The organism is Neobacillus rhizophilus, from assembly GCF_018343535.1.
Taxonomy (GTDB): Bacteria; Bacillota; Bacilli; order Bacillales; family Cytobacillaceae; genus Neobacillus; species Neobacillus rhizophilus.
On sequence record NZ_JAGYPF010000001.1, the window covers coordinates 931,736 to 953,028 of the forward strand.

A 21,293-nucleotide genomic window follows, 5' to 3' on the forward strand; every position below is an offset into this window, starting at 1 on the left:
GCCCCCCCTTTCAAAAGATTTCTAATAATTTTTTCTTTAAATTATATTTCTGATAATAATAGTTATACCGTTCTACAACATTAAGATTAACAATGAGCATTTAACTAAATAAAGGAACTTAGCAAATATTTATTACTCAACTACACCGTGTCCAATCAAATGAACATCTGCGGAAACCTTAAATTTGGCATTTTTATATTCCGTATTCCACTTTTTAAAATCAAAACTTCGTGTCCTAGACTTTGCAAAGTGGCCAAAGCCGACTGGGTCAATGCCCTTTCTTTGAAAATCCTCAATTAACATTTTGCATTCCCGAGCGATTTGTTTTGCCAATTGCTTCTCAACTTTTCGTATCTCACCTTCCTTAAGCATCCTTTCCTGGTGTTCGGTGAGATCTCCCTTCAATTTAATCTTGATCGAGAATGTATAGGGGTCCCTTCTTATCAGCCTCATTTTTTTCTTTAACCCAATACTTTTGACAGTAGATTCACCATGAGCCTCCTTTACTTTAACTACCCCCAATATGTGATTGTCAACAAGGAGTTTGAAGTAAAACATTTTATTCTCATGGAGAATATCGACAACCTTTTCATCTTTAAAAAGGGCTAATCCAGTTATGGTCACTAAATTATGATTACTCTTCTTAAGCATTGGTAAATATGGATCCTGCCCTCTTTTATAAAAATTTGCCAAAAAACGATGAAGATTAGTTATAGGCAAATTTTGTTGATTCATATTATGTTCTAGTAACTGTGTCAGGTATTGGGAGTTCCCGCGGTCACCGTATCTTCCTTTAAAAATATCAACCGCTTTCCCATCTACTACAGCCAACTGAACCCTTGCTCCCACGCTTGGATCCCGTAAAAAGACGTCTAGAGTTTTAATTAGTCCCTCACGTGCGACATCCTCGCCAAAAAGGGCAATATCAAGACTTCCACTGACAATTGGCTGTGATGCCTTTTTCTGCATTTCAGATACCAAATCCCGGATAACATTTCCTTTGGAGACAAACGTAAAATTCCCGAATGACTTGTCTGGCTTAAACACGGGGATCATGATACTTCCAAGGAACTGGTTACCACTTTTATCAATCCCGATCCCAGTGGCAATATTTACATCATCAATCACTTTTCTATCCACGCATCCAGACAGGATTGTCATGCAAAACAATACCGCAACGATAAAGTGGCTCTTTTTCACTTCGCTTTCACCTTCTTTTTAATCAGTAGTGAAAAATATAGCAGCGGTGTGTAAACATAAGCTAAGGCAAAGCCAACAAGTGCCGTATAGTCGAAAAGAACGTTCAGTCTTTCTCTAGTAGAAATGAGCACCACAATAATCAGACATGCCAACGCAATAAAAATAACCGATTTTTTTTGACTAATATGAAAAATGCGTTTGGTCACTCTGCTGGCTACCCATAAAGAAAGGGCAATATTTGGGAGTAAAATCAAAGCCCAATTGGCAATTCCCAAATACTCAAACCTTTCTAGAATCGGAAGCCGGACAATTTTCCACATTTCCAATGTTGCCCAAATCGATTTTTCAAGCAGACCAAGAGGAAAATAGGCAAAGGTAATAACTGCTAAAGCAGCATAAATAAAAGTGGTTGCCAAAAGCCCGATATGAACAAATTTTTTTGATTGCTCAGGTTTCTTAATGAAAGGATAAAAAAACAATAAAATGCCATAGCCAAGGTAACTCAGTGACATATGGTAGCCGCTTTTTACTAGTTGAATAAAGGAATGATCAAATAATGGCAATAGATTGGTAAAATCCCCATACTGTAAGGCAAATCCGAAAGAAAAAAGTAAATAAAAAGGTATAACTAGTCCAAAAAAGGAGATTCCGGCTACGGTCCGAAAGCCTCCGTATACGATATAGATTCCTAAAAGTAAATATACAGCTGCGAACCAAAACGAGCTTAAACTTTGAAACATCCAAGTACGAATAATTTCAAACAGGCCGCCAAGTACCGCTGCACAAGTAACTGTATAATAAAAAATAAAGAGGGTATTTATACTGTTGCCGATTATTTTTCCAAATAAATAAACATTGGCATCCAGTACATCCCCATTTACAGTCTCACAAATCTTATACATAATCCACACGATGATGTGGATGGTTAATCCTGCCCCAATAACCGATATCCAGGCATCAGTGCCAGCATCTTTGGCAATAATGCGCTGAAAACCAAGAACTCCTATTCCAATCTGCATCGAAATGATGACATAGGCGGCCATAAATGGTGATATTTGGAGTCTCTCCTGGACGGGTCCCTGAATCATTACTCCTCTTCCTTCCTTATTCATCAATGTCCTTCTTTTTATTAGCCTTCTCCTTGCTGAACCGGGTGGAGTCTTTGGTCCTTAGAAACTGCGGACGTTTCGCCTGACTCTTGAAAGGCAGACGGAATAAAGCATCTTTAAAATCCTTCACTCTTAGCGGAAAGACTGGTTCCATAAAGGGGAAGCCCAACGATGTAAGCCGCAGCAAATGTGTAAGCAAAAAACAAAAAGCAATCGTAATCCCTACTAACCCCCATATTTCAGCCATGATCAGAAACGGAAAACGCAGAATCCGGATGGTATTGCTCATTTGATAGACAGGTGTGGTAAAGGAAGCTAATGCAGCAAGGGCAATTAAAATTAACAGAACATTACTTGTAAGCCCGGCTTCCACTGATGCTGTCCCCAAGACAATTCCGCCTACGATACCGATTGTCTGGCCCACCTTGGTTGGAAGCCTTGCCCCTGCTTCCCTTAGAAGTTCAATCGTTACTTCTAAAAACAAGACCTCAAGAATGGGCGGGAAAGGTACAACTCGCCTTGAGGTAACTAACGTAATTAATAAGTCTTTTGGAATCATTTGATAATGGTAAGTCACCACTGCCACATAAAGAGGTGTAACCATAATCGAGAAGATAACGGAAAATAAACGTATTAATCGAATAAAGGTTGCAAGAATCCAGTTAAGAAAATAATCTTCGAAAGAGTTAAAGAACTCTGTCAAAGAAGTTGGCCCAATCAAGGCATGCGGCGAGCCATCAACTAAAATAATCACTTTTCCCTCAGCCAAACTGGAGGTCACCCGGTCTGGCCTTTCTGTATCAAGCAGCTGTGGGAAAGGAGAATTCCCATTATCTGAAATAATCTGAGTAAAATAGGAACTGTCAGCGATTTCATCCTTTTCAAGATCGCTAATCCGCTGTTTGACAGTATTAATGATTTCCTTATTCGTAATCCCTTTGATATACAGGACACATACCTTGGTTAACGATAATTTTCCAACTATAAATTGTTCCGCGATGAGTTCCTTAATTGGCAAACGCTTTCGGATCATATTTATGTTTTGGTCAATGGCTTCTACAAAGGCTTCTTTAGGACCTACAACACTAAATTCAATCTCTGGTGCAGAAACCGACCGGACAACTTGTTTAGGTGAGGAGATGAAGGCAAACTCCTTTTCCCCTTCTAAGGTAAGCATGACAAAACCTTTCATCAACATTTCTGGGATATCATTAGAGCTGTTCGATAGTTCTACATCTGCTATAGGAAGAAGCTTTTTAACATCGGCAATTGTGTAAAACTCACCCTCGAGTAGAGGGGGAACAGCATTATTATCCATCACCTTTTCTTCAACAAGTGTAGAAAAGTACGTGAGTGTAAATTTCTTTCCTGACTTTTGATTAAAGTAATAGCTCTTTTGATAATCCTTTGATTTAGTAAGTTCCTTTTCCCAGTCTTCGGTTTGGTCCTTGCTATATTCACGTTTTACCAGGCTGCTTTGGTGGTCTTTTTGGTTAGTTGGTATATTTTTTTTGTTAATAATGTGTTTAATTGATTTAAAAAGATTAGCCATATTAGCACCATTTGGAAGTTTTTCTCTTATACTTTCCTAAATTGGCTAGAATATCCTGCATTAACTGAAAAACCACATTTTATATTCCTTGTTTTTCACGGGTCCATTTTGCAAGAGTAACCGAATCTGTTAAGGTGCTCCTTCTTTTCTTTGACATCATCTGTTTTTTGATTATTCGCTGTATGTGGAGTGAGATGCAAAGCTTTTTGTTTTTGTTTTTCTTTTTTATTTTCTTTTTCTTTTTCTTTTTGCCCACCTATCGTATAACAATGCGTGAACGTATCGTCTATCGCTTCGTATTCCTTATCGATATATGTATCATTTTCATCCGGATCGCTAACTTCATTGACAAAAGTCATCTCGTCTTGTTTACAAAAAGATTCAAAGAGGCTGCGGATTTCCTCTCTTTGTATGGATTCCAAAACATAATAAATAAGCGTGGAATCCTCGACCTCCTTTAATTCTGAAAAAATACAGTCCATGACTGGCTTTCCAGCCTTATGCAGGTTATCTTTCCCCCAGTATTTAATCGCGAGCTCCCTCGTTTCAGGATTGTAACGAATCAATTTATGATGCTCGATGAATCGTTCCATTAAGGAGTGAACAGTCTCAATCGAATAGCCCAAATCAAAGGCCATTCGTTTTTTCGTAATTTTATAGATTCCAATTTGAGTTGTTTGTGGATTGGTAAGGAGATAGAGATAAAAATACCTGTCCTCCGGGGTCATCTCTTCCAAAACAATCGGATTGAACCAAAAGTCTGTACGAACCATTCGATACTTTGCCATCATCAAACACTGTCCTTCCTACAAAAAAAATCCTTTACATAATATTTAGTGTTTAATGAAGAATGCGGTCATGGTGTTTTTTCAAAATGTGTGGATATTTTTTGAAAAATAATTTCCTGATACGTAAAAGATCTGTAAATTTGCTGAAGCGGTTTTGCTGCCAAAAACAAAAAAGATTTATTGTAAAAAAATAGCTGTCAACATTGTCGACAGCCTAAACTAGCTAATACCCACTTTTTTATTAAAATTTAGATTGATAGTTTTCGATTATACATATGCGTGGCTTTACAATATTCTGTTTACTTTTTGTTTTTTCGGTTCTCAAACCGTTTGATTGCATCTTCGAATGTTCCGCTTAAGACACACAACACTTGCGATCTGTTCTCGACTTGAAGACTGGCCTCTAGATCGTTTTCAAGAGTTGTGTTTAATATTTCTTTTGTCATTTTCAAGCCAAGAGCTGATTTTTCCAACATCAAATTAGCCATTTCAAAGGCTACCGGAAGGACCTCACCCTCTCCAGTTAGCCGAGATACTAAACCGATTTGCAGTGCTTCTTCAGCTAAAACTTCGCGCCCTGTTAACAGCAATTCTGAGGCCCGGGACATTCCGACCAAACGTGGCAGAAAATAGCTGGCACCCAACTCACCCCCGGAAAGACCAACGTTCACGAAGGAGGCAATAAACCTGGAATTTGGACCGGCTATTCTCACATCAGAAGCTAAAGCAAAGCACATCCCACCGCCTGCTGCCACCCCGTTTACCGCAGCGATAACCGGTTGCGGAATTTGTCTAAACCTAACAATTAAATCGGACAACCTTTTTTGTGAATCAAAAAGCTGAGGTGCTCTATCTTTTATGTTTCCTTCAAATTGCCGCTGTTCTTTTAAATCAGTCCCTGAACAAAATGCCTTACCCGCACCCGTAAGCACCAAAACCCTACAGTCCGTGTCGTACTTTAAACTGTCCAACACAGCTGCCACTTCATCCATGAGCTGATACGAGATGGCATTGTATCTTTCGGGCCTATTAAAGGTCAATAAACCTATTTCCCCCTTCTTCTCCCATGTAATCGTCTCAAAACGCGCTGTTTCATTTTGCATTGCCTGAACACCTCTTTTTCTAATAAAAATAATAAATACCATTTTACTATTTTATTAAATACTTCCATTTATAATATACATAATTTTCTGATAATTAGCAAATAGAAAGTATTTATTAATTAATCTATGTCCAAATGCTTATTAAAAAATAGATTCTGTACTCGTTACTCAAAAAAGGAATAAAGGAACATTCTGTTTATCATTAAGTATTGGGTACCTTTTTCCTATAACAAAGATATAGGGGCTTTTCTGCCGATTATCTGCATAGAATGTAGACAAGTATAAGTGACCTTAACCGGGAGGGAGATACCTAATGAATTTTATTGAAGACATTAAGGACGTGAAATTTAGCTTTTTGGAAAAACCGCCGGCGTCGTCTATGTCTTATGCCTTTGTTTATGTTAATAACGACAACGAACACTTTGCAGTTAAAAATGGAGAGCGTTTGACACGTAGTGAATTGCGGATTGGAAAATATAAAAGAGTTTATACCGTCAATATGCAGCAGCAGACCTTCACCTATAATGAGGAAGTTCCCTCGGCCACAAGAGGAAGAAGCTTTTCTGTCAATTTATCTATCGATATTGCCGTTGAACACCCCGAATTGTTAGTTCAACAAAATGCAGGGGAAATTGGCCAGATCTTCAACAATCATCTGCCCTTCTGGGTGGAATCGGAAGCAAGATTTTATCCTATCGAAGAGGAACTGAGTTTTGCCAGACATATTGAAGAATTTTTTCAAACATCAAGATTGGTTAAGGTGTTAAGAGAGGCTGGGATTGTGGTTCGAAATGTTCGTGTTTTGACCCGGCAAGGTATTCGGGACCAGTACCATGATGAGGCGATTGCCGATTTAGACCGGAACGCAGAAATATCGGCCTATCAAGAGGCTCTCGATTTGGAGGAAGCGCGCCGGATATCGGCCTCCATTAAAGAGGCCCTTCAAGCGGGTGATTTTATCACAGCAGGGAAGCTTGGAGAAAAGAATGAAATGGCAAAGCGGTTAGTGGATTCGGAATTTAACCAAAATCGAGCCTTCAAATATGAGGTAAACAAACAGCTTTTAAACTTGATCAACGATCACTCTATTGACCAGTTTGAGGCAGAACAAAGATTGGCCAAGCTAAAAAAACTGTTCCCCTATCTCCCTGTTAATCTGGAAAATAGCAATAGAAAAAAACAGATTGATAGTCCAAGGAAAGAACTTCAATCCTATCTAAATAAAGGAGATTAGCGATTGTGGAATCCATTTTAAAACAGCTGTTTTGGATTTGGTCACCTATCTCTGCCCTGCCGGAATGGTTGCGTATTTTTTTGGTTCTCTTTGTGCTCCTGCATTTCGTAAGGCTAATTTTGTTGTATGTTGTTCCTCCCCTCTTAAACTTGACGGCCCATTTGTTGAAAAAAATGCTTTTTCTCATTTCTTATCCATTCATGGCATTTATTTGCACGATGCAAAGAAGACGGAGGGAAGCAGGAGAAGCTGGCATACCTGTTTGGATTGAGTTTATTGAAGGAATGTTTGCCTTGTTCGAAGGTTTTTTCAACAAAATCATTCAGCTTTTTACGAAACGGAAAAGGAATAGGACAAGGTTGAAAAGATGGACCTTCTACTCTGCTACCACATTAGTAATTTTGCTGACAGCGGCAATCATCAGCAATCCAAATAAGTGGTATACAGAAAAATGGAAGAAAGCTGAAGCTTGGTTAAACCAAGAACCTGTACCCGTACAAACAACCGTGGCTTCCCCTAATCAAAAAGAATTTATTTTAAATAAGCAATATAAAGAGGGCGGAAATATTCGGGAAGCTCCCACACTGACCGCAGCACGTCTTTACACGATTACAAATGGAGAAATCATCCACTTTTTGAATGAAGAACAAGTGGATTCCAAAGGAATTAAGTGGCTAAAAGTGGAAACCGCAAACGGGGTCGAAGGCTGGATTTCGGCCTTAATTGTCAGGGAAAAATAATAGATTAAGAGGATATTAGCTATCTTCTATAAAATATGGGAAAATGAGATGGCATAAACAAGAAGAAGAGTGGTATTGCGCTACTCTTCTTCTTACTTAAATTAAATAGCTTGTTTTCACTTGTATGCTTCCTGTAATTCCACAATATCGAATTTCTTCATTTTAAGAAATGCTTTTGTTAGCCGTGCAAGTTGCTCTGGTGTGCCCTTGCTCATCAACTCGTCTATAAGTTAGTTGCACTATTACTCAAAAATCGTTCCCTTTTTGAATTTTGAATCTTTAAACGCATACTTCGTAAGAAGAATATAGGCAATACCAGCAACAACCACGCCGATAATCCATGCCAGCTCGACTTTCAAAAAGGCCGCACCGGCCCCAATTAACATGGCAAGCACCGCTGCAGGATTATATCCGGCAAATGGACCCTCTTCCTTATATAAATCTGGAATATTTACTTTTTGTTTTCTAAAGATATAATATTCAATTAATAAAATCGATACGATTGGGCCTAAAAATGCAGAATAGATTAGAATGAAAATTCCTAGTCCCTTTGACGAGGAATCCTGAACGAGCACCCAAGGGAATGAGCACAACGCAAGCAAACCGGTTATGGTAACAGCAAGTTTAAATTTCGCTTTGGTAAGCAATGTAATCACATAGGCAGGCGGAACAATATTGGCCACCATGTTTACTGCAATCGCTCCCATAACAATAAATGCCGATACAAAAAATGTAATATAAGAGTTATCCACCACAATCGCAAACGCTTTCACAGGATTGGAATTGCCGGTTACTGTAGCAAGCATTGCGCCAATTGCAATTACAAAACCATACGCGATTAAAATCGGAGAAAAGTACAATAACCCTCGTTTTTTGTCACTGATACCGGTTTTCAGCTCTCTTGAATAGTCTGCTGCGCTTAAAAAGATAGCCGCATAATTTCCCATAAACACCATGATGAGCGCCCAGAAAGGCAGGCCCCATGTGCCGCTTGTATTAACCCATTTTTGTGTAATAACAGCACTATGGTCTGCCAGTAGAAGGTAAAATACATAAACAAGCGCCAGCATAATGACGATAGATATAAGCGATTCCACCCATTTAATCGCATGGAAGCCGTACATTGAAAGCACAATTTGCACCAGTTGAAGCACTACAAAGCAGATGGGTACACTATCAAAAGATCCGCCCGTAGCAATCTTCGCCATTTCGTTTAAGGCAGTGCCGCCAACCCAACTTTGAAAACCGTACCAGACGATTGCGGGGATACCGCGCAAAAGAGACGAGATGACGGAGCCTTTATGCCCGAAGGACATTCTGAGCTGTACAACATAGGGAATTCCAGTTCTATATCCGACCCTGTCGTTTAAAGCAAAAATGATTGAAATAATGCCAATGGCTATGATGGCCGCGGCAAATGTCTGAATAATGTTTAGTGTTGCGACCCCCGCTACAACCAAACTGGCTCCAAGCGTCATATTGCCTAAATTAACGCCGTCTCCTATCCACATAAACATATAGGAAACCGGACCTACCGTTCTCTCATTCTCTGCTTTTGGATTTAGTGATTCATCTACACCAGTAGATTGATGAGTCTGTGCTCCTTGTGTAACGCTACTTTCTAAATTTGTCGACATTGTATACCCAACTCCTTTAATATTGTTTACCGTATTACCGATAAAGCATCAGTTCATAAGTTAGGTCTTAGAAGATTTTGATGTTGATATTATATATTCTCGTCTATGGCGTTAATAGTTCAGCCTTGCTATGGTAAGTAATTAATTGCCCTTTAGGATCCCCCACAATACCTTCATGAAGATCAAAAACAAGATTTCCTCTAACAAATGTTTTGGTGACACGGCAATTAATTTTTCTCCCGATGTATGGGCTATGCTGATGACGGTAATATAGCTCCTCCTTTTGGACAATATAGGATTGATTTGGATCTACAAAGATGAGATCTGCATCTTTTGATACTGCAATTTCTCCCTTTGTCGGCAAATGAAAGCGCACGGCAGGATTATAGGCAATCATGCGGACAAAATCGGTTACCGGGACATTTCGCTTAAGAACCGCTTCATCAAACATAAGATCGACATTGTTTTGGCACCCCGTAATTCCGCCCCATACTTCAAAAATATTATTGCTGTCACTAAATTTCATTTCAGGCGGACAAGGCGAGTGGTCAGATGTTAACATATCTATTTTTCCTTCAATTAATTTCTCCCAAAGCTTCGTTTGCGCTGCTTCGTCCCGTAATGGTGGTGAACATTTGGCGACCGGGCCAATTTCCTCAAATTGCGCTGTTGTAATGGTAAAATAATGCGGACACGATTCGAGAGTGACATCCATTCCTTTATTTCTTTCCTTCGTAATTTCTTCTACCGCTTCAGCTGTACTGACATGGACAAAATGCAGTTTACAACCAGTTTCTTTTGCAAAAAATAATGCCCGTTTTACCGCATCCACTTCTGTAAAAACCGGGCGTGAAGCAACATAATCTGTCGCACTGGTTTTGCCTTGTTTCATCATTTCCTGTCCCATCCGGTCCGTCATCTCAGCATTTTCGGCATGGATGGACAATACAGCCCCGAGCTCGGCTAATTTCTTCATCCCGATAAATAATGTATAATCATCGACATTTTTGAAATCATCTGGCAGCTCTGATCCACATGTGGCCATAAAGCACTTATATGCTACCACTCCTTCTTCAGAAAGCTCTTCTAACTTTTCAAGATTGCCAGGAACAAGTCCTCCATATAAAGCATAATCCACATAGTTTTTCCCTTTTGCTGCATTTAATTTTAATTGCAGCGATTTACGGTCAACCGTTGCAGGAAGAGCGTTTAGTGGCATATCTACATAGCATGTGGTACCGCCGGCAGCTAATGCTTTAGTTCCTGTCACAAATCCTTCCCATTCGGTCCGGCCTGGTTCACAAATATGGACATGTGTGTCAATCATACCTGGCATGACATATTGGCCTTTTGCATCAATAATCCGTAAAGCTTCATCATCAATTGTTTCAGCAATAGCGGAGATTTTTCCATCTTTTACGGCAATGTCGACGCTCTTTACTTCGTCCCTGAAAACCACTTTGCCACCTTTAATAACAAGATCATACTTCATGTAAATTCCCCCAAAATAAAGTTTGATAGGTCAAAAATTGCCACTGTCGCTTGATAAGCAACGATGTTTTAAGAAATAGGTGAAAAAGAGACATATTTTCATATGAACGTTTTCCTTTACATCACCTCCAAAAGGGTCAGTAATGACATTCTTCTCCCCAAATTAAGTACCTGCCTATAGGTATGAAGGAGAAGAATTACTCGTTTAAGAATGAAAACATTTTGTAAAATGGAAATCCAATTAAAATTGGTGGTAAAAGCGATTACAAATATGCGGGAATAAATAATTATGGGTGAAATATTTCTGATAATGTTGTTGGAATTTGAAGGTTCTCATGGAAGCGAAGGTTATCTTCAATGTCATTTAAATGTTCCAGGGTTACTTTTTCAGCCAGGTCCTCATCTCTTTTTTTAATAGCATTGAAGATATCAAGATGATGGAGGCAGGTACTTTTTTCTTCTTGGCCCCGTCCATAAATTGAAATAATAACATATGTTAAGGATATTAAGTCCTCCAGGTACCGATAAAAATATGAGTTACCTGCCATCTCAGCTATTTTTAAATGGAACTCCCCGGACATTTGTATGGCTTCAACATAGTCAACATGCTGGTATGTACTTAATTCCTCTTTAACCATCTTTTCAAGTTCGCGAAGTTGTTCTTCTGAAGATAAACGACAAGCATTGCGGACTGCTCTAGATTCAAGGATTCGTCTCATTTCAAATACTTCTTTTGCCTCTTCTATTGATGAACATGTAACAAATGCCCCTTTATTTTCAATTATTTTTACTAGCCGTTCATAGGACAATCTGCGAAGCACGTTTCGAACCGGAGTTCGACTTACCCCAAATGCTTCTGCAATCTCTTTTTCAACCAATTGCATATTGGGACGTAATTTTTGTTGAATGATTGCCTGTTTGATTTTTTTGTAAATTTCTATTTCCTTCGTGTTCATCGAAATTTCCTTTCTCTCATTGATAGAACTTTAATGAATTCTAGATTGCATACAAAAAATTCCCAATGAAGCATACTCTCTTGTATAATTTATTGCAAACATGATTGTATACAATCGCTAATACAATAAGCTTACAATATTTTTATTGGATTAACAACCATTTTCTGAAAAATCAGATTATTATTATAATATATTTTTTGATATGTATTTTCATAAAAAAGAAGAAGCAGGAATCCATAAAAATTCAATATTAATATAAAGCTGTAATTCATGCATAAATCATTTGTTAGAAAACAAAAAATCCTCATAGCTATGGAGCAGTTGGATTAACGGGCATTCACTACTCCACAGCATGAGGTGTTTTCGAATCAGTGCTAACGATTTGCATTTAGCTGAAATACTTTCTCTAATTTGTTTTTACTTTTTCCTTTGGGATGATTTCGCCATCCTTAAATACAATAGTCCCTTTAACAAGTGCCATAACATTTTTACCTCTAAAAGACTTTCCAATGTATGGTGAATGAGGATGTCGATAAAATAGATCTTCCTTCTTTAATTGAAAATTCTCATGTAAATTAACGATTGAGAAATCGGCATCAGCTCCCGCCGAAATCGTGCCTTTGGATGGGTATAAGCCAAATCTTTTAGCGGGATTCGTAGAGGTTATTTCTACGATTTTTTGTAATGGAATATTTCGTTTCCAGTAGCCCTCTTCTAATAAAATTGATAAGGTCGATTGAGCTCCGCTAATCCCACCCCAGGCCTTAAATATGTTGCCATCTGTCATAGTTTTCATGGATGGGGGGGCAGGAGAATGGTCCGAACCAATCACATCAATTTCCCCATTTGCTAACGATATCCATAATTCTTCAACCTCTTCCTGATCCCTAAGAGGGGGACAACACTTGGCAATCGGGCCTAATTCTGTAATATCATCAACCGTCAAAGAGAGATAATGAGGGCATGTTTCAACCGTTACATCAACCCCTCTTCTTTTTGCTTCTGTTACAAGTCTTACCACCTTACTGCTGCTGGCATGAACAATATGAAGCTTGCAACCTGTTGCCTCAGCATATGATAGAATTCTTCTGACTGCTTCCATTTCTGAAATAATTGGACGTGATTCACAAAAATCCCTTGCCGTTATTTTCCCTTCCTGCTGCTTTTGATTAGCTAATTGTTCTGTTATAACCGTGCTTTCAGCATGAACAGCTAATATGGAATTAAGCCTGGCAATTTCATTCATACCCTTAAAAAGTGTCACATCGTCTGAATGATGAAAATCATCAATACCGCTTGGTGACATAAATGCCTTGAAGCCGATTACACCACACTGCACCAACTCTTCTAAAGCGCTTACATTTTCCGGTACTAATCCTCCCCAGAGCCTGTAATCGATTACCGATTTTTCTTCTGCTTGTTCTTGTTTTGCAACAAATCCCGATTTATTAACAGTCGGAGGATTGCTGTTTAATGGCATATCAAAAAAAGTAGTTACACCAGAGGCGGCTAAGCTTTTACTACCCGACAAAATACCTTCCCACTCAGTTCGTCCAGGCTCATTGAAATGCACATGCGTATCAATTAATCCCGGGATGATATGATGCCCCGCTGCATCAATGGTGTTATCTGAGCTTCCCTCTATAAGGATTTCTTCTGAAACCTCCATAATTTTTCCGTTTTTTATTCCAATATCACCTCTAAAAATACGATCATGGGTTACAATGGTTCCATTTTTAATGACTAAATCATAGGACATAGATAAATCTCCTTTCGGCTCAATAGTATTTTTGCTAGGGTGAAAATTCAGAAAAATCAACCCGCCTTTTTTTATATATTCAAGGTTTTCTTAATTCATATCATGAACTGTTAATTGAATAACAGTATCCAACAATACCTTTGCTCCAATTTCCATATCTTTATCGGATGTAAATTCCTCAGGATTATGGCTAATTCCTTTTTTGCAGCGGACAAAGATTATACCGATTTTTGTTATATTCGCCATTTCCATCGCATCATGTCCTGCACCACTTACTAAAGAAATGGGTTTGATGCCATTTGCAAGAATAGCAGATTCAATTGCCGCCTTAATGCTGTCATCACAAGGGGTTGGCGCTGATTCCAACATGAGTTCAGCATGGAAAGTTAAGTTGCGCCGTTCACAAATTTCGTCCGCTGCATTAAAAATCGATGAAATGACATCATTTTTTCTATGTGTATCTGTATCTCGAATATCTAGCGTACCCACCACTTCTCCCGGAATTACATTGCATGCTCCAGGCATCACTTTAAGCTTACCGACAGTAGCTACAATTGGGGCATTTTGTTTGGTCAATCTTTCTATTTCTAAAATTAATTCTGATGCACCCAATAAAGCATCCTGGCGTAATGGAACCGGAACTGTCCCTGCATGACCGGCAAAACCGGTTATTTTAAAGGAGTACCTAGAAGCTCCAGCAATTCCTGATACAATTCCACAAGGAAGGGCCTCAGTCTCAAGAGTTGGACCTTGTTCAATATGGAGTTCAAGATAGCCTAAGACATCCTTTGGGCGTTTAGCGGCAGTTTGATAGTGGTGTGGTTGTAATCCTAATTCTTGCAGAACTCCAGCTAAAGAAATACCCGCATCATCCTTCAATTCCAACATCGCTTCAGAAAAAGTCCCAGCGACTGCTTTACTGCCTAAAAATGTGGTATGGAAACGGACACCCTCCTCATCACTAAAGGCAATCACTTCAATTGGATGCTCCAATCTTGTGGCATTTTCATATAAAACGGTTACAATTTCGATAGCAGAAATTACCCCCAGCACCCCATCATACCTACCTCCATCAATAACAGTATCTAAATGGGAACCAATAATTAATACAGGTGCAATCGGATTTAACCCTTCATAGCGGCCAATCATATTATTTAGATTGTCAATCCGGACGGTCATCCCGGATTCAATCATCCATTTTTTAACCAATTCCTGACCTGCCTGAAATTCCTTTGTAAAAGATATCCGTGTCACACCATCTGACGGTTCTGAAATCGACGCCAATTCTTCTATTCTTTCAGAAATTCTCCGGCCGTTGATTTGTCCCGTACACTTACTCAACCTAGTTCCTCCTTTAATATAAAAATGATTTCAACTTATTAGGATGTTGCTTATTGCGGAACACCGTTTCTCCGAATTCTTATATTTGTACTGGTAATTTTAGCACCTTAAATTCTAAATAGCAAGAGTTTTCTGATAAATTAACCTAGGCGTTTATGTTAGGAACTGGATAATTGTGTCTGCAAAAAAACTCCCCTAAATGAACGACAGATTTTTGTTTTAATATCTGTATTCTTTAAGGGGAGCATATCATTACAGGGTCAGTTGCCTTTCTTCCATTTCAAAATGGAAGAACCTTCTCCATGGTTTATCCAACAAGTTTTTGTCCGCAGTTTGAACAGAAGTTGGCACCTTCGTTTTTTGCACCGCAATTAGGGCAGAAGTTCGGCCGCTTTTGGCCTTCTGCCGGTGGTGGCGGTGCCGGTTGGTTCTGGGGCTGCTGCTGATTCATTTGGTTCATCATTTTACCAGCGATATTCATCCCCATCATCATGCCGGCCATATCCGATGCCACCCCGCCGCCGCTCATTTTACCCGAGGCCATGCCGTCCGATAACTCGATTTGCTGATATCGGCCTATATCGCTGACCAGCCATGCGAAGCATTTTTTGTAATTCGGTCTTGAATCTCCTTTGGATAACTAAAGCTCATGACATTAAAGCCCGTGACCGAAATACCGCTTTTGATCATTTGCATATCCAAATCCTCTTGAATACCTTTGGAAATGTCGAAGGAATTGGCCTGAAGATTGAACATATCCTTTCCTTCCCTTGTAATCCATTTCATCAAAAGCTGGTCAAGGACAGCAGAAATCCGGATTTTGACATCCTCCACCAAGTATTGCTCGCGAACGCCGGCAATTTGATCAATCAATGCTATATAATCTGCTACTTTAAAATTAAACGTTCCGTTTGCCCGGATTGGCATCCCGCCCGGAAGCCCCGGCGCCGGAATATTAATCGCGTTTTGCGTACCCCATTTCACGACAAATTCCTTGGTGTTCACAAACAGCACTTCCACCCGCATGCCGCTGTTGAAGCCCAATTTGAAACCCTTTAAAGTCGACAAGAAGGGAATGATTTGCGATTCGATATCATACTCGCCATCGTCTCGGAAAACAACAGGACTGTCCCAAAATGTGGGGCTTACTGTAGGAAGTTGGGAAATCATAATAGCTTTCATATTGATAGGTTGTAATTCATTTTTAAAAAGACAAAGACCAGAGGTTTTGGGGTTGTTAACAGCATTAATAACCGGTATTGGTATTGATATGTGGTTATTTCTATTGCACAATTTGATAACACCCGAACTGTGGTACAGCAAAGTTGTTTGTTTTGGAATCGGCTTAGTTGTGATAGGATTAGGAACGGCAACATATTTAGACACAAATTTTGCCCCGATTCCAATTGACCGATTGACCTTAATCATCCAAGAATTAACTAGAACAAATCTATTTTTTTCGAGAACGTTGATTTACCTTGTATTTTTGATTATGGCAATGATTTTTAATGGACCCATTGGCGTGGGAACTTTATTAACCGTTTGTTTAGGGGGGCTAACCCTTAATTACTTTATGCCAATTACTAAAAAAGTATTAGACCGCATATTAACACACTCTAGTACATCACCAAATTATGATAAAGATAAAGACCATTCGATATAGGATGGTTTTATTTTTCTTGTTCAACTAAGCAGTTAGGTCAATAAACAATAGGAGTTACCGCCACAACAACTCCTTTTTTCGTTTACACACATGTTAATAAAAAAAGTTCAGTCTCAGCACCCTGGATATTGTTAACCTCTTCCCATTCCTGTTTACTTCTTGTTCCATTTCCCCCTTTCCTGCCATTTTCCTCCCCAAAATCAAAAACTATCAAATCGGTACGAAAATCACGAATTTGGCCTTCTCATTTCCAATTTGGAGCCGAAAATCGCATTTTCCTACCTAAATTCGCTCCAAATTGGAAATGAGTGAATTCGACTCACTCTGCCAAACCCGATATCTTAAAAGTGCCAGAACCTTGAGTGTTAACGAGGAACTGGCCTAATAAACAGATTATAAAGGGTGGCGCATACAAATGAGTTTAAAATCAGGCAGTATTGAACACTTTGAAGAGTTTTCTCAATTTACTAGTCTCGCCCAATTTAATCACCATTTCGAACAGTGGCTGCTTAAGCACAAGGCCGACTTCTCCAAAGGCGAAATCGTAGGCTTAAAGCGACTCGTTCGATTTGCCGCCAAAATCCCTGGTGTCTGCAATGCCAAAATCGGTACCATCCTGAAGTCCATAAACGAGGAATACCACGAAAATGGCATTTCCCGTTCAACCTTTAAACGGATGATCTTAAAAGCAAAAGAATTCGGAATCATCACCGTTTACGAAACAGAGAGAAAAAACGGTTCACAGACTTGCAACTTATATGTTTTTAATCGTTTTCCTGTAAATGAACCACCTAAAGCGGAAAAAATGAACCAGCCAATAGAAACTAGTAATCTTTTAAAAACAGAAAAAGGTCAAAAGAATAAAAAACGTAAAGAAGAACCGTTGGAATTAGATCATAGCTATGTTAGCAATCATGTTCCAAAAGAGTTCGTCAAGCTGGTTAAGTATTTCTATTCAGATGCTAAGACCATTGAGGAATTATGGCATATGACACAAATTGCTGCCTATAAATATTTCAGAGAAAACAAAACAGAGCAGATGCTTGATGTGGCCATTGAAGGCTTTAAACAGCTAATTCGCAAATTAAAATTCACAAAAGCTGTCAGAAATCCAATCTCCTACTTTTATGGCATTTTGCTCAATAAATTTAGTCAGCGTTTCTATGACGAACTCTATGAAAAATATGATGTATCAGGATCTACATCTAACAATTCCATCGTAGATATTCTGAATTATGATTATTTTAAATGCGCAATTTAATTATCATTGAATAACTTTTCAACAAAAAGATACACCAGAAACTGAGGGCCAGTCCCCCTCCAGATTAATGTACTAAAGAAACTGGGGACTGACCTTGCTCTTAAACGAACATTCGTTGTATGGATGCTTTTTTTGCTTTTATAATGAATCTAATTTTTCTTGTTGATTTTGTATTTTCATATCCAATAAATTTAATTTGTCATAGATTTACCATTTTTGGTTACTCTACAAACTTTTTACCATGCTATAATTTCTCCATAATTCAGTAATAAGGGGGAAGTTTAGTATGAAAAAGTTCTTTAAGTTTGGTTGTTTAGGAGTAATTGCTTTAGTTATTTTAGGAATAATCGGGGCGATTGCTTCTAGTGGTGGAAATGACAATGCTTCCACAAACACAAATAAGGAAACTACAGCAAGTAAACCTGCAGAAACTAGCAAGCCAGCAGAATCAACAAAAAAAGAAGAAAAACCTGCTGCAAAAGAAGGTGTCCTTACTAAAGAAAAATTTGAACAAATTAAAGAAGGAATGACATATGAGGAAGTTGTAAAAGTAGTTGGAGCAGAAGGAAAACTTCTATCTGAATCCGGTGAAAAAGGTACTCAATTCCACACAGTCATGTATGAGTTCGAAACAGATGGATTTATGTCAAGTGCTAGTATGATGTTCCAAGGTGGGAAGTTAATTAATAAGGCACAGTTTGGTTTAGGTGGAGGATCAGGAGTTGAAATTTCAATAGATCAGTTCAATAAAATCCAAAATGGTATGACACTAGAAGAGGTAATTGCCATTGTCGGTGGTGAAGGCGAAATTATTTCAGAATCTGGAGAAAAGGGTACACAATTCCATACCATCATGTACTCATATCCAGGTAAAGGTAGTATTGGAGCAAATGTTTCGTTAATGTTCCAAGGCAACAAGCTGCAGAATAAATCTCAATTTGGTCTAGAATAATTGAAGTAATAATAAGCCCCCTCTGATTTGGGGCTTATTATTTTTGGTCGTTTCAAAATAATTTTGTATTAAACCCTAGAATTTTAATTAGGGGTTTTATATAAAATTTATGTCGGCCATTACCTCAATCCGGATTCTCAGCCTTCCATTTCAGAAGCAAGGTATTTCTCCACAAAACCCAAAAAAATCTTTGCGCACGGTGATAGATATCGTCCCTCACAGTAAAAGACAGAAACCCAGCGTGAAAGAGGAGGGTCCAAGTTCAAAATAGAAATAGAAGGTCCCGGGGACACAGCCATTAAACGCGGGAGAACGGAAACTCCTAGTCCCTCTGCCACCAGTGTTCGGGGAGAGGCGCACTCGTATGCTATTAGTGGCTCAAATCCTTCTCTAAGGCACGCCGTAATAAATTGCGAACGGATTCCGGATCCCTCTTTAAAGGATACAAATGATTCCTCTCTAAGCTCATTAATGGATATGGTTTTTTTCTTTTCCAGCGGATGTCCGTTGGCAACGGCCAAAACCAATTCATCTTGATAAAGTGGTTTCGAGCAAATCCCCTTAAGCGTAACTAAGTTTAGTAAATGTTGTGAGTATTTAACATCCAAGCCGTGGGCCAAGGCGAGCTCTAATTCTCCCTTTTTCAGAGCATCTAACAGCGGTTCAGTCGTATTCTCCCTTATAAACACTTTAATCCCAGGGTACACTTTACCAAACTCTACGAGCAACTTTGGCAGCCTAGTTTGTACTAGGGATTCTAGCGCTCCTACCATAATGGTGCCGTGCGGGTCGTTTATAACCTCTTTAACTGAGTCTTTTGCCTTTTGCGCTTCAGCTAAAGTCTTTTCAGCACCAATAAAGAATTGCTCCCCTGCCTCTGTTAATGCTACTCCTCGCCCAGTTCGTTTAAATAGTTTTACGCCTAGTTCTTGTTCCAAATTACCTATCTGTTGTGAGAGAGCCGGTTGAGCTATATTTAGCCGTTTGGCTGCTCTTGTAAAATTATTTAGTCTTGCCACTTCGATGAAGTAAGTTAACTGTCTAAGCTCCATTAATTCAAAAACCACCTTTTGATATAAGAAATTCTTATACCTACAATAATACAATATATTTTTCTTATCAATTATACCGTATTATAATTTTTTCTATGGAGAAGGGGAAACAGGAGGGTATGGGATTGGCTAGAAAACAACATTACTCGCTTCCTTTAGCGAAAAACAAAGAAGTATTGAACATGGATAACGACAAACGTCCTTATTATGGTTGGTATATTGTTTTATCTGCGACCATTATTGTTTTGCTTTCGAATGGAATGCGGATGGGAATTGGCCCTTTTATTAAACCAGTTATGGATGATTTAGATCTGTCTCGAACTGAGCTTTCGATCATTGTTGCCATTGGGATGATTGTTTATGGGATCGGAATGCCAATCGCGGGACTTCTTTTGAAAACTTTAAGTACGCGTTTTATGATTTTAACGGGATTAACGATTGTTTGTTTATCAATCGTGTGGACGGTCAACAGCAAAGAACTTGTTTCTTTTCTACTTTCTTTTGGTGTTTTTCTATCGCTTGGGCTTTCCTTTTTAAGCAATGTCTCATTATCTCCTATTATCAGTAAATGGTTTGTTAGACAAAGAGGTAAAGCACTTTTTTATCTGGCAACGGGTGGAATGGCAGGTATTGCCGTTATGACGCCTCTAGAAACGTGGCTAATCCACCTTGTAGGGTGGCAGCACACTCTTCTAATATTTGCAGGTGTATTCATCAGTATCACTATTCCTTCTGCCATTTTTATTATGCGAGAGAATGTTCCAGAAGGGGCTGACATTATAGGACCTGTCGGCAGTCTAGAAAAACAAGAACCACCAGAAATTAATTTGAGAGATGCAGTAAAGACAAACGCTTATTGGAAAATCGTTCTAGGCTTATTCGCTTGTGGGTTTGGGATGAATCTATTAGGTTCTCACGGGGTGCCTATGTTAATGGATCATCATTTTGAGCCAATGGCTGCTTCTTTAGGTGTTGGAATGATTGGCATTGTTGCCATGTTCAGTACATTTGTCTTAGGTCACATCGCAGATCGTTTCCCTAGAAAAAATATTTTATTTTTAGTTTATTTTGTTCGCGGCCTTGGGTTTTTAGGTTTAGTTTTTGCAGCTACGAATTGGCAGCTCTTTATTGTAGCATTTAGCGGAGGATTAGTATGGTCAGGATCTGTTGCTATGTCTACAGCTATTTTAGGTGATCTTTATGGAACACGTTTGCTTGGCATCTTAAATGGCTGGGCATACTTCGGACATCAAATAGGGGCAGCCCTGGGTTCGTTTCTTGGCGGCTGGTTATACGATGCTTTTGGCACTCATTTATATTCATTTATGACTGCTGCTGCACTTGCGATTATGGCTAGCTTAACTTCCCTTACATTGCCAAAACATCTATCATTCAATAAGCAAATAAAGATAATTGAACAGCATACTCTCGTTAAATAATATAATTGGGCTAACA

The 21,293-nt window shown here is 38.9% G+C and carries 17 protein-coding genes and 1 pseudogene; 6 read left to right on the forward strand and 12 right to left on the reverse strand.

Annotated features, from left to right (window positions below; all coding sequences use genetic code 11):
- Positions 1-132: 132 nt before the first annotated feature.
- The 5 genes from KHA99_RS04325 to KHA99_RS04345 all read right to left on the reverse strand — a co-directional run bounded on the left by KHA99_RS04325 (position 133) and on the right by KHA99_RS04345 (position 5,752).
- Entirely contained in the window at positions 133-1,200 is a 1,068-nt protein-coding gene (locus KHA99_RS04325; protein ID WP_213116180.1) for a Ger(x)C family spore germination protein, read from the reverse strand.
- Entirely contained in the window at positions 1,197-2,312 is a 1,116-nt protein-coding gene (locus tag KHA99_RS04330; protein ID WP_249366423.1) for a GerAB/ArcD/ProY family transporter, read from the reverse strand. The genes KHA99_RS04325 and KHA99_RS04330 overlap by 4 nt, the downstream gene beginning before the upstream one ends.
- Positions 2,305-3,861 carry a spore germination protein gene (locus KHA99_RS04335; RefSeq protein ID WP_213116181.1) on the reverse strand — a complete coding sequence of 519 codons (1,557 nt, stop codon included), beginning with the start codon at positions 3,859-3,861 and terminating at the stop codon, positions 2,305-2,307. The genes KHA99_RS04330 and KHA99_RS04335 overlap by 8 nt, the downstream gene beginning before the upstream one ends.
- Positions 3,862-3,956: 95 nt before the next feature.
- On the reverse strand, positions 3,957-4,652 hold the full coding sequence (locus KHA99_RS04340; protein ID WP_249366524.1) for a DNA replication protein DnaD: 696 nt from the start codon (positions 4,650-4,652) through the stop codon (positions 3,957-3,959).
- A 296-nt stretch (positions 4,653-4,948) separates the two neighbouring features.
- Positions 4,949-5,752, reverse strand: a complete 804-nt coding sequence (locus KHA99_RS04345) for an enoyl-CoA hydratase/isomerase family protein (protein WP_213116182.1) — start codon at positions 5,750-5,752, stop codon at positions 4,949-4,951.
- 313 nt (positions 5,753-6,065) lie between these two features.
- On the opposite strand from KHA99_RS04345, the gene KHA99_RS04350 reads away from it, so the two are divergent.
- Positions 6,066-6,986 (forward strand): hypothetical protein, encoded by a 921-nt coding sequence (locus KHA99_RS04350; protein WP_213116183.1) that lies wholly within the window; start codon positions 6,066-6,068, stop codon positions 6,984-6,986.
- 5 nt (positions 6,987-6,991) lie between these two features.
- A complete protein-coding gene (locus KHA99_RS31320; protein WP_213116184.1) occupies positions 6,992-7,726 on the forward strand; it encodes an SH3 domain-containing protein in 735 nt (244 codons plus the stop codon).
- Between the two features lie 242 nt (positions 7,727-7,968).
- Here KHA99_RS31320 and KHA99_RS04360 read toward each other — a convergent pair whose 3' ends face one another.
- The 6 genes and pseudogenes from KHA99_RS04360 to KHA99_RS04385 all read right to left on the reverse strand — a co-directional run.
- Positions 7,969-9,363, reverse strand: a complete 1,395-nt coding sequence (locus KHA99_RS04360) for an NCS1 family transporter (protein ID WP_213116185.1) — start codon at positions 9,361-9,363, stop codon at positions 7,969-7,971.
- A gap of 103 nt (positions 9,364-9,466) precedes the next feature.
- A complete protein-coding gene (gene allB / locus KHA99_RS04365) occupies positions 9,467-10,855 on the reverse strand; it encodes an allantoinase AllB (protein WP_213116186.1) in 1,389 nt (462 codons plus the stop codon).
- Positions 10,856-11,141: 286 nt separating this feature from the next.
- Complete coding sequence (locus KHA99_RS04370) at positions 11,142-11,810, reverse strand: GntR family transcriptional regulator (RefSeq protein WP_213116187.1); 669 nt, start codon at positions 11,808-11,810, stop codon at positions 11,142-11,144.
- A 406-nt stretch (positions 11,811-12,216) separates the two neighbouring features.
- Positions 12,217-13,569, reverse strand: coding sequence for an allantoinase (locus KHA99_RS04375; RefSeq protein ID WP_213116188.1), 1,353 nt, complete (start codon positions 13,567-13,569; stop codon positions 12,217-12,219).
- A 90-nt stretch (positions 13,570-13,659) separates the two neighbouring features.
- On the reverse strand, positions 13,660-14,910 hold the full coding sequence (locus tag KHA99_RS04380) for an allantoate amidohydrolase (protein ID WP_213116189.1): 1,251 nt from the start codon (positions 14,908-14,910) through the stop codon (positions 13,660-13,662).
- Positions 14,911-15,217: 307 nt separating this feature from the next.
- A pseudogene (locus tag KHA99_RS04385) lies at positions 15,218-16,029 on the reverse strand (SPFH domain-containing protein); the annotation flags it as partial.
- Between KHA99_RS04385 and KHA99_RS04390 the strand changes: the two are divergent.
- From KHA99_RS04390 to KHA99_RS04400, 3 genes are all read left to right on the forward strand, one after another.
- On the forward strand, positions 15,986-16,573 hold the full coding sequence (locus KHA99_RS04390) for a YczE/YyaS/YitT family protein (protein WP_372447565.1): 588 nt from the start codon (positions 15,986-15,988) through the stop codon (positions 16,571-16,573). The pseudogene KHA99_RS04385 and the gene KHA99_RS04390 overlap by 44 nt on opposite strands.
- A 415-nt stretch (positions 16,574-16,988) precedes the next feature.
- Positions 16,989-17,834, forward strand: coding sequence for a hypothetical protein (locus KHA99_RS04395; protein WP_249366424.1), 846 nt, complete (start codon positions 16,989-16,991; stop codon positions 17,832-17,834).
- Positions 17,835-18,120: 286 nt separating this feature from the next.
- Positions 18,121-18,786, forward strand: coding sequence for a DUF3862 domain-containing protein (locus KHA99_RS04400; protein ID WP_213116190.1), 666 nt, complete (start codon positions 18,121-18,123; stop codon positions 18,784-18,786).
- Positions 18,787-18,923: 137 nt separating this feature from the next.
- Here the strand turns inward: KHA99_RS04400 and KHA99_RS04405 are convergent, their stop codons facing one another.
- The gene (locus tag KHA99_RS04405; RefSeq protein WP_213116191.1) at positions 18,924-19,838 is read right to left on the reverse strand and encodes a LysR family transcriptional regulator; all 915 of its coding nucleotides are present in this window, start codon (positions 19,836-19,838) and stop codon (positions 18,924-18,926) included.
- A 125-nt stretch (positions 19,839-19,963) separates the two neighbouring features.
- On the opposite strand from KHA99_RS04405, the gene KHA99_RS04410 reads away from it, so the two are divergent.
- Positions 19,964-21,277, forward strand: a complete 1,314-nt coding sequence (locus tag KHA99_RS04410) for an MFS transporter (RefSeq protein WP_249366425.1) — start codon at positions 19,964-19,966, stop codon at positions 21,275-21,277.
- Positions 21,278-21,293: the final 16 nt, after the last annotated feature.

Bases quoted from the DNA above. Each gene is read 5' to 3' on its own strand.
- KHA99_RS04340 (WP_249366524.1), bottom strand. From the start codon at position 4,652: ATGATGGCAAAGTATCGAATGGTTCGTACAGACTTTTGGTTCAATCCG.
- KHA99_RS04405 (WP_213116191.1), bottom strand. From the start codon at position 19,838: ATGGAGCTTAGACAGTTAACTTACTTCATCGAAGTGGCAAGACTAAAT.
- KHA99_RS04345 (WP_213116182.1), bottom strand. From the start codon at position 5,752: ATGCAAAATGAAACAGCGCGTTTTGAGACGATTACATGGGAGAAGAAG.
- KHA99_RS04400 (WP_213116190.1), top strand. From the start codon at position 18,121: ATGAAAAAGTTCTTTAAGTTTGGTTGTTTAGGAGTAATTGCTTTAGTT.
- KHA99_RS04350 (WP_213116183.1), top strand. From the start codon at position 6,066: ATGAATTTTATTGAAGACATTAAGGACGTGAAATTTAGCTTTTTGGAA.
- allB (WP_213116186.1), bottom strand. From the start codon at position 10,855: ATGAAGTATGATCTTGTTATTAAAGGTGGCAAAGTGGTTTTCAGGGAC.
- KHA99_RS04390 (WP_372447565.1), top strand. From the start codon at position 15,986: ATGATTTGCGATTCGATATCATACTCGCCATCGTCTCGGAAAACAACA.
- KHA99_RS04330 (WP_249366423.1), bottom strand. From the start codon at position 2,312: ATGAATAAGGAAGGAAGAGGAGTAATGATTCAGGGACCCGTCCAGGAG.
- KHA99_RS04370 (WP_213116187.1), bottom strand. From the start codon at position 11,810: ATGAACACGAAGGAAATAGAAATTTACAAAAAAATCAAACAGGCAATC.
- KHA99_RS04395 (WP_249366424.1), top strand. From the start codon at position 16,989: ATGAGTTTAAAATCAGGCAGTATTGAACACTTTGAAGAGTTTTCTCAA.
- KHA99_RS04335 (WP_213116181.1), bottom strand. From the start codon at position 3,861: ATGGCTAATCTTTTTAAATCAATTAAACACATTATTAACAAAAAAAAT.
- KHA99_RS04375 (WP_213116188.1), bottom strand. From the start codon at position 13,569: ATGTCCTATGATTTAGTCATTAAAAATGGAACCATTGTAACCCATGAT.
- KHA99_RS04360 (WP_213116185.1), bottom strand. From the start codon at position 9,363: ATGTCGACAAATTTAGAAAGTAGCGTTACACAAGGAGCACAGACTCAT.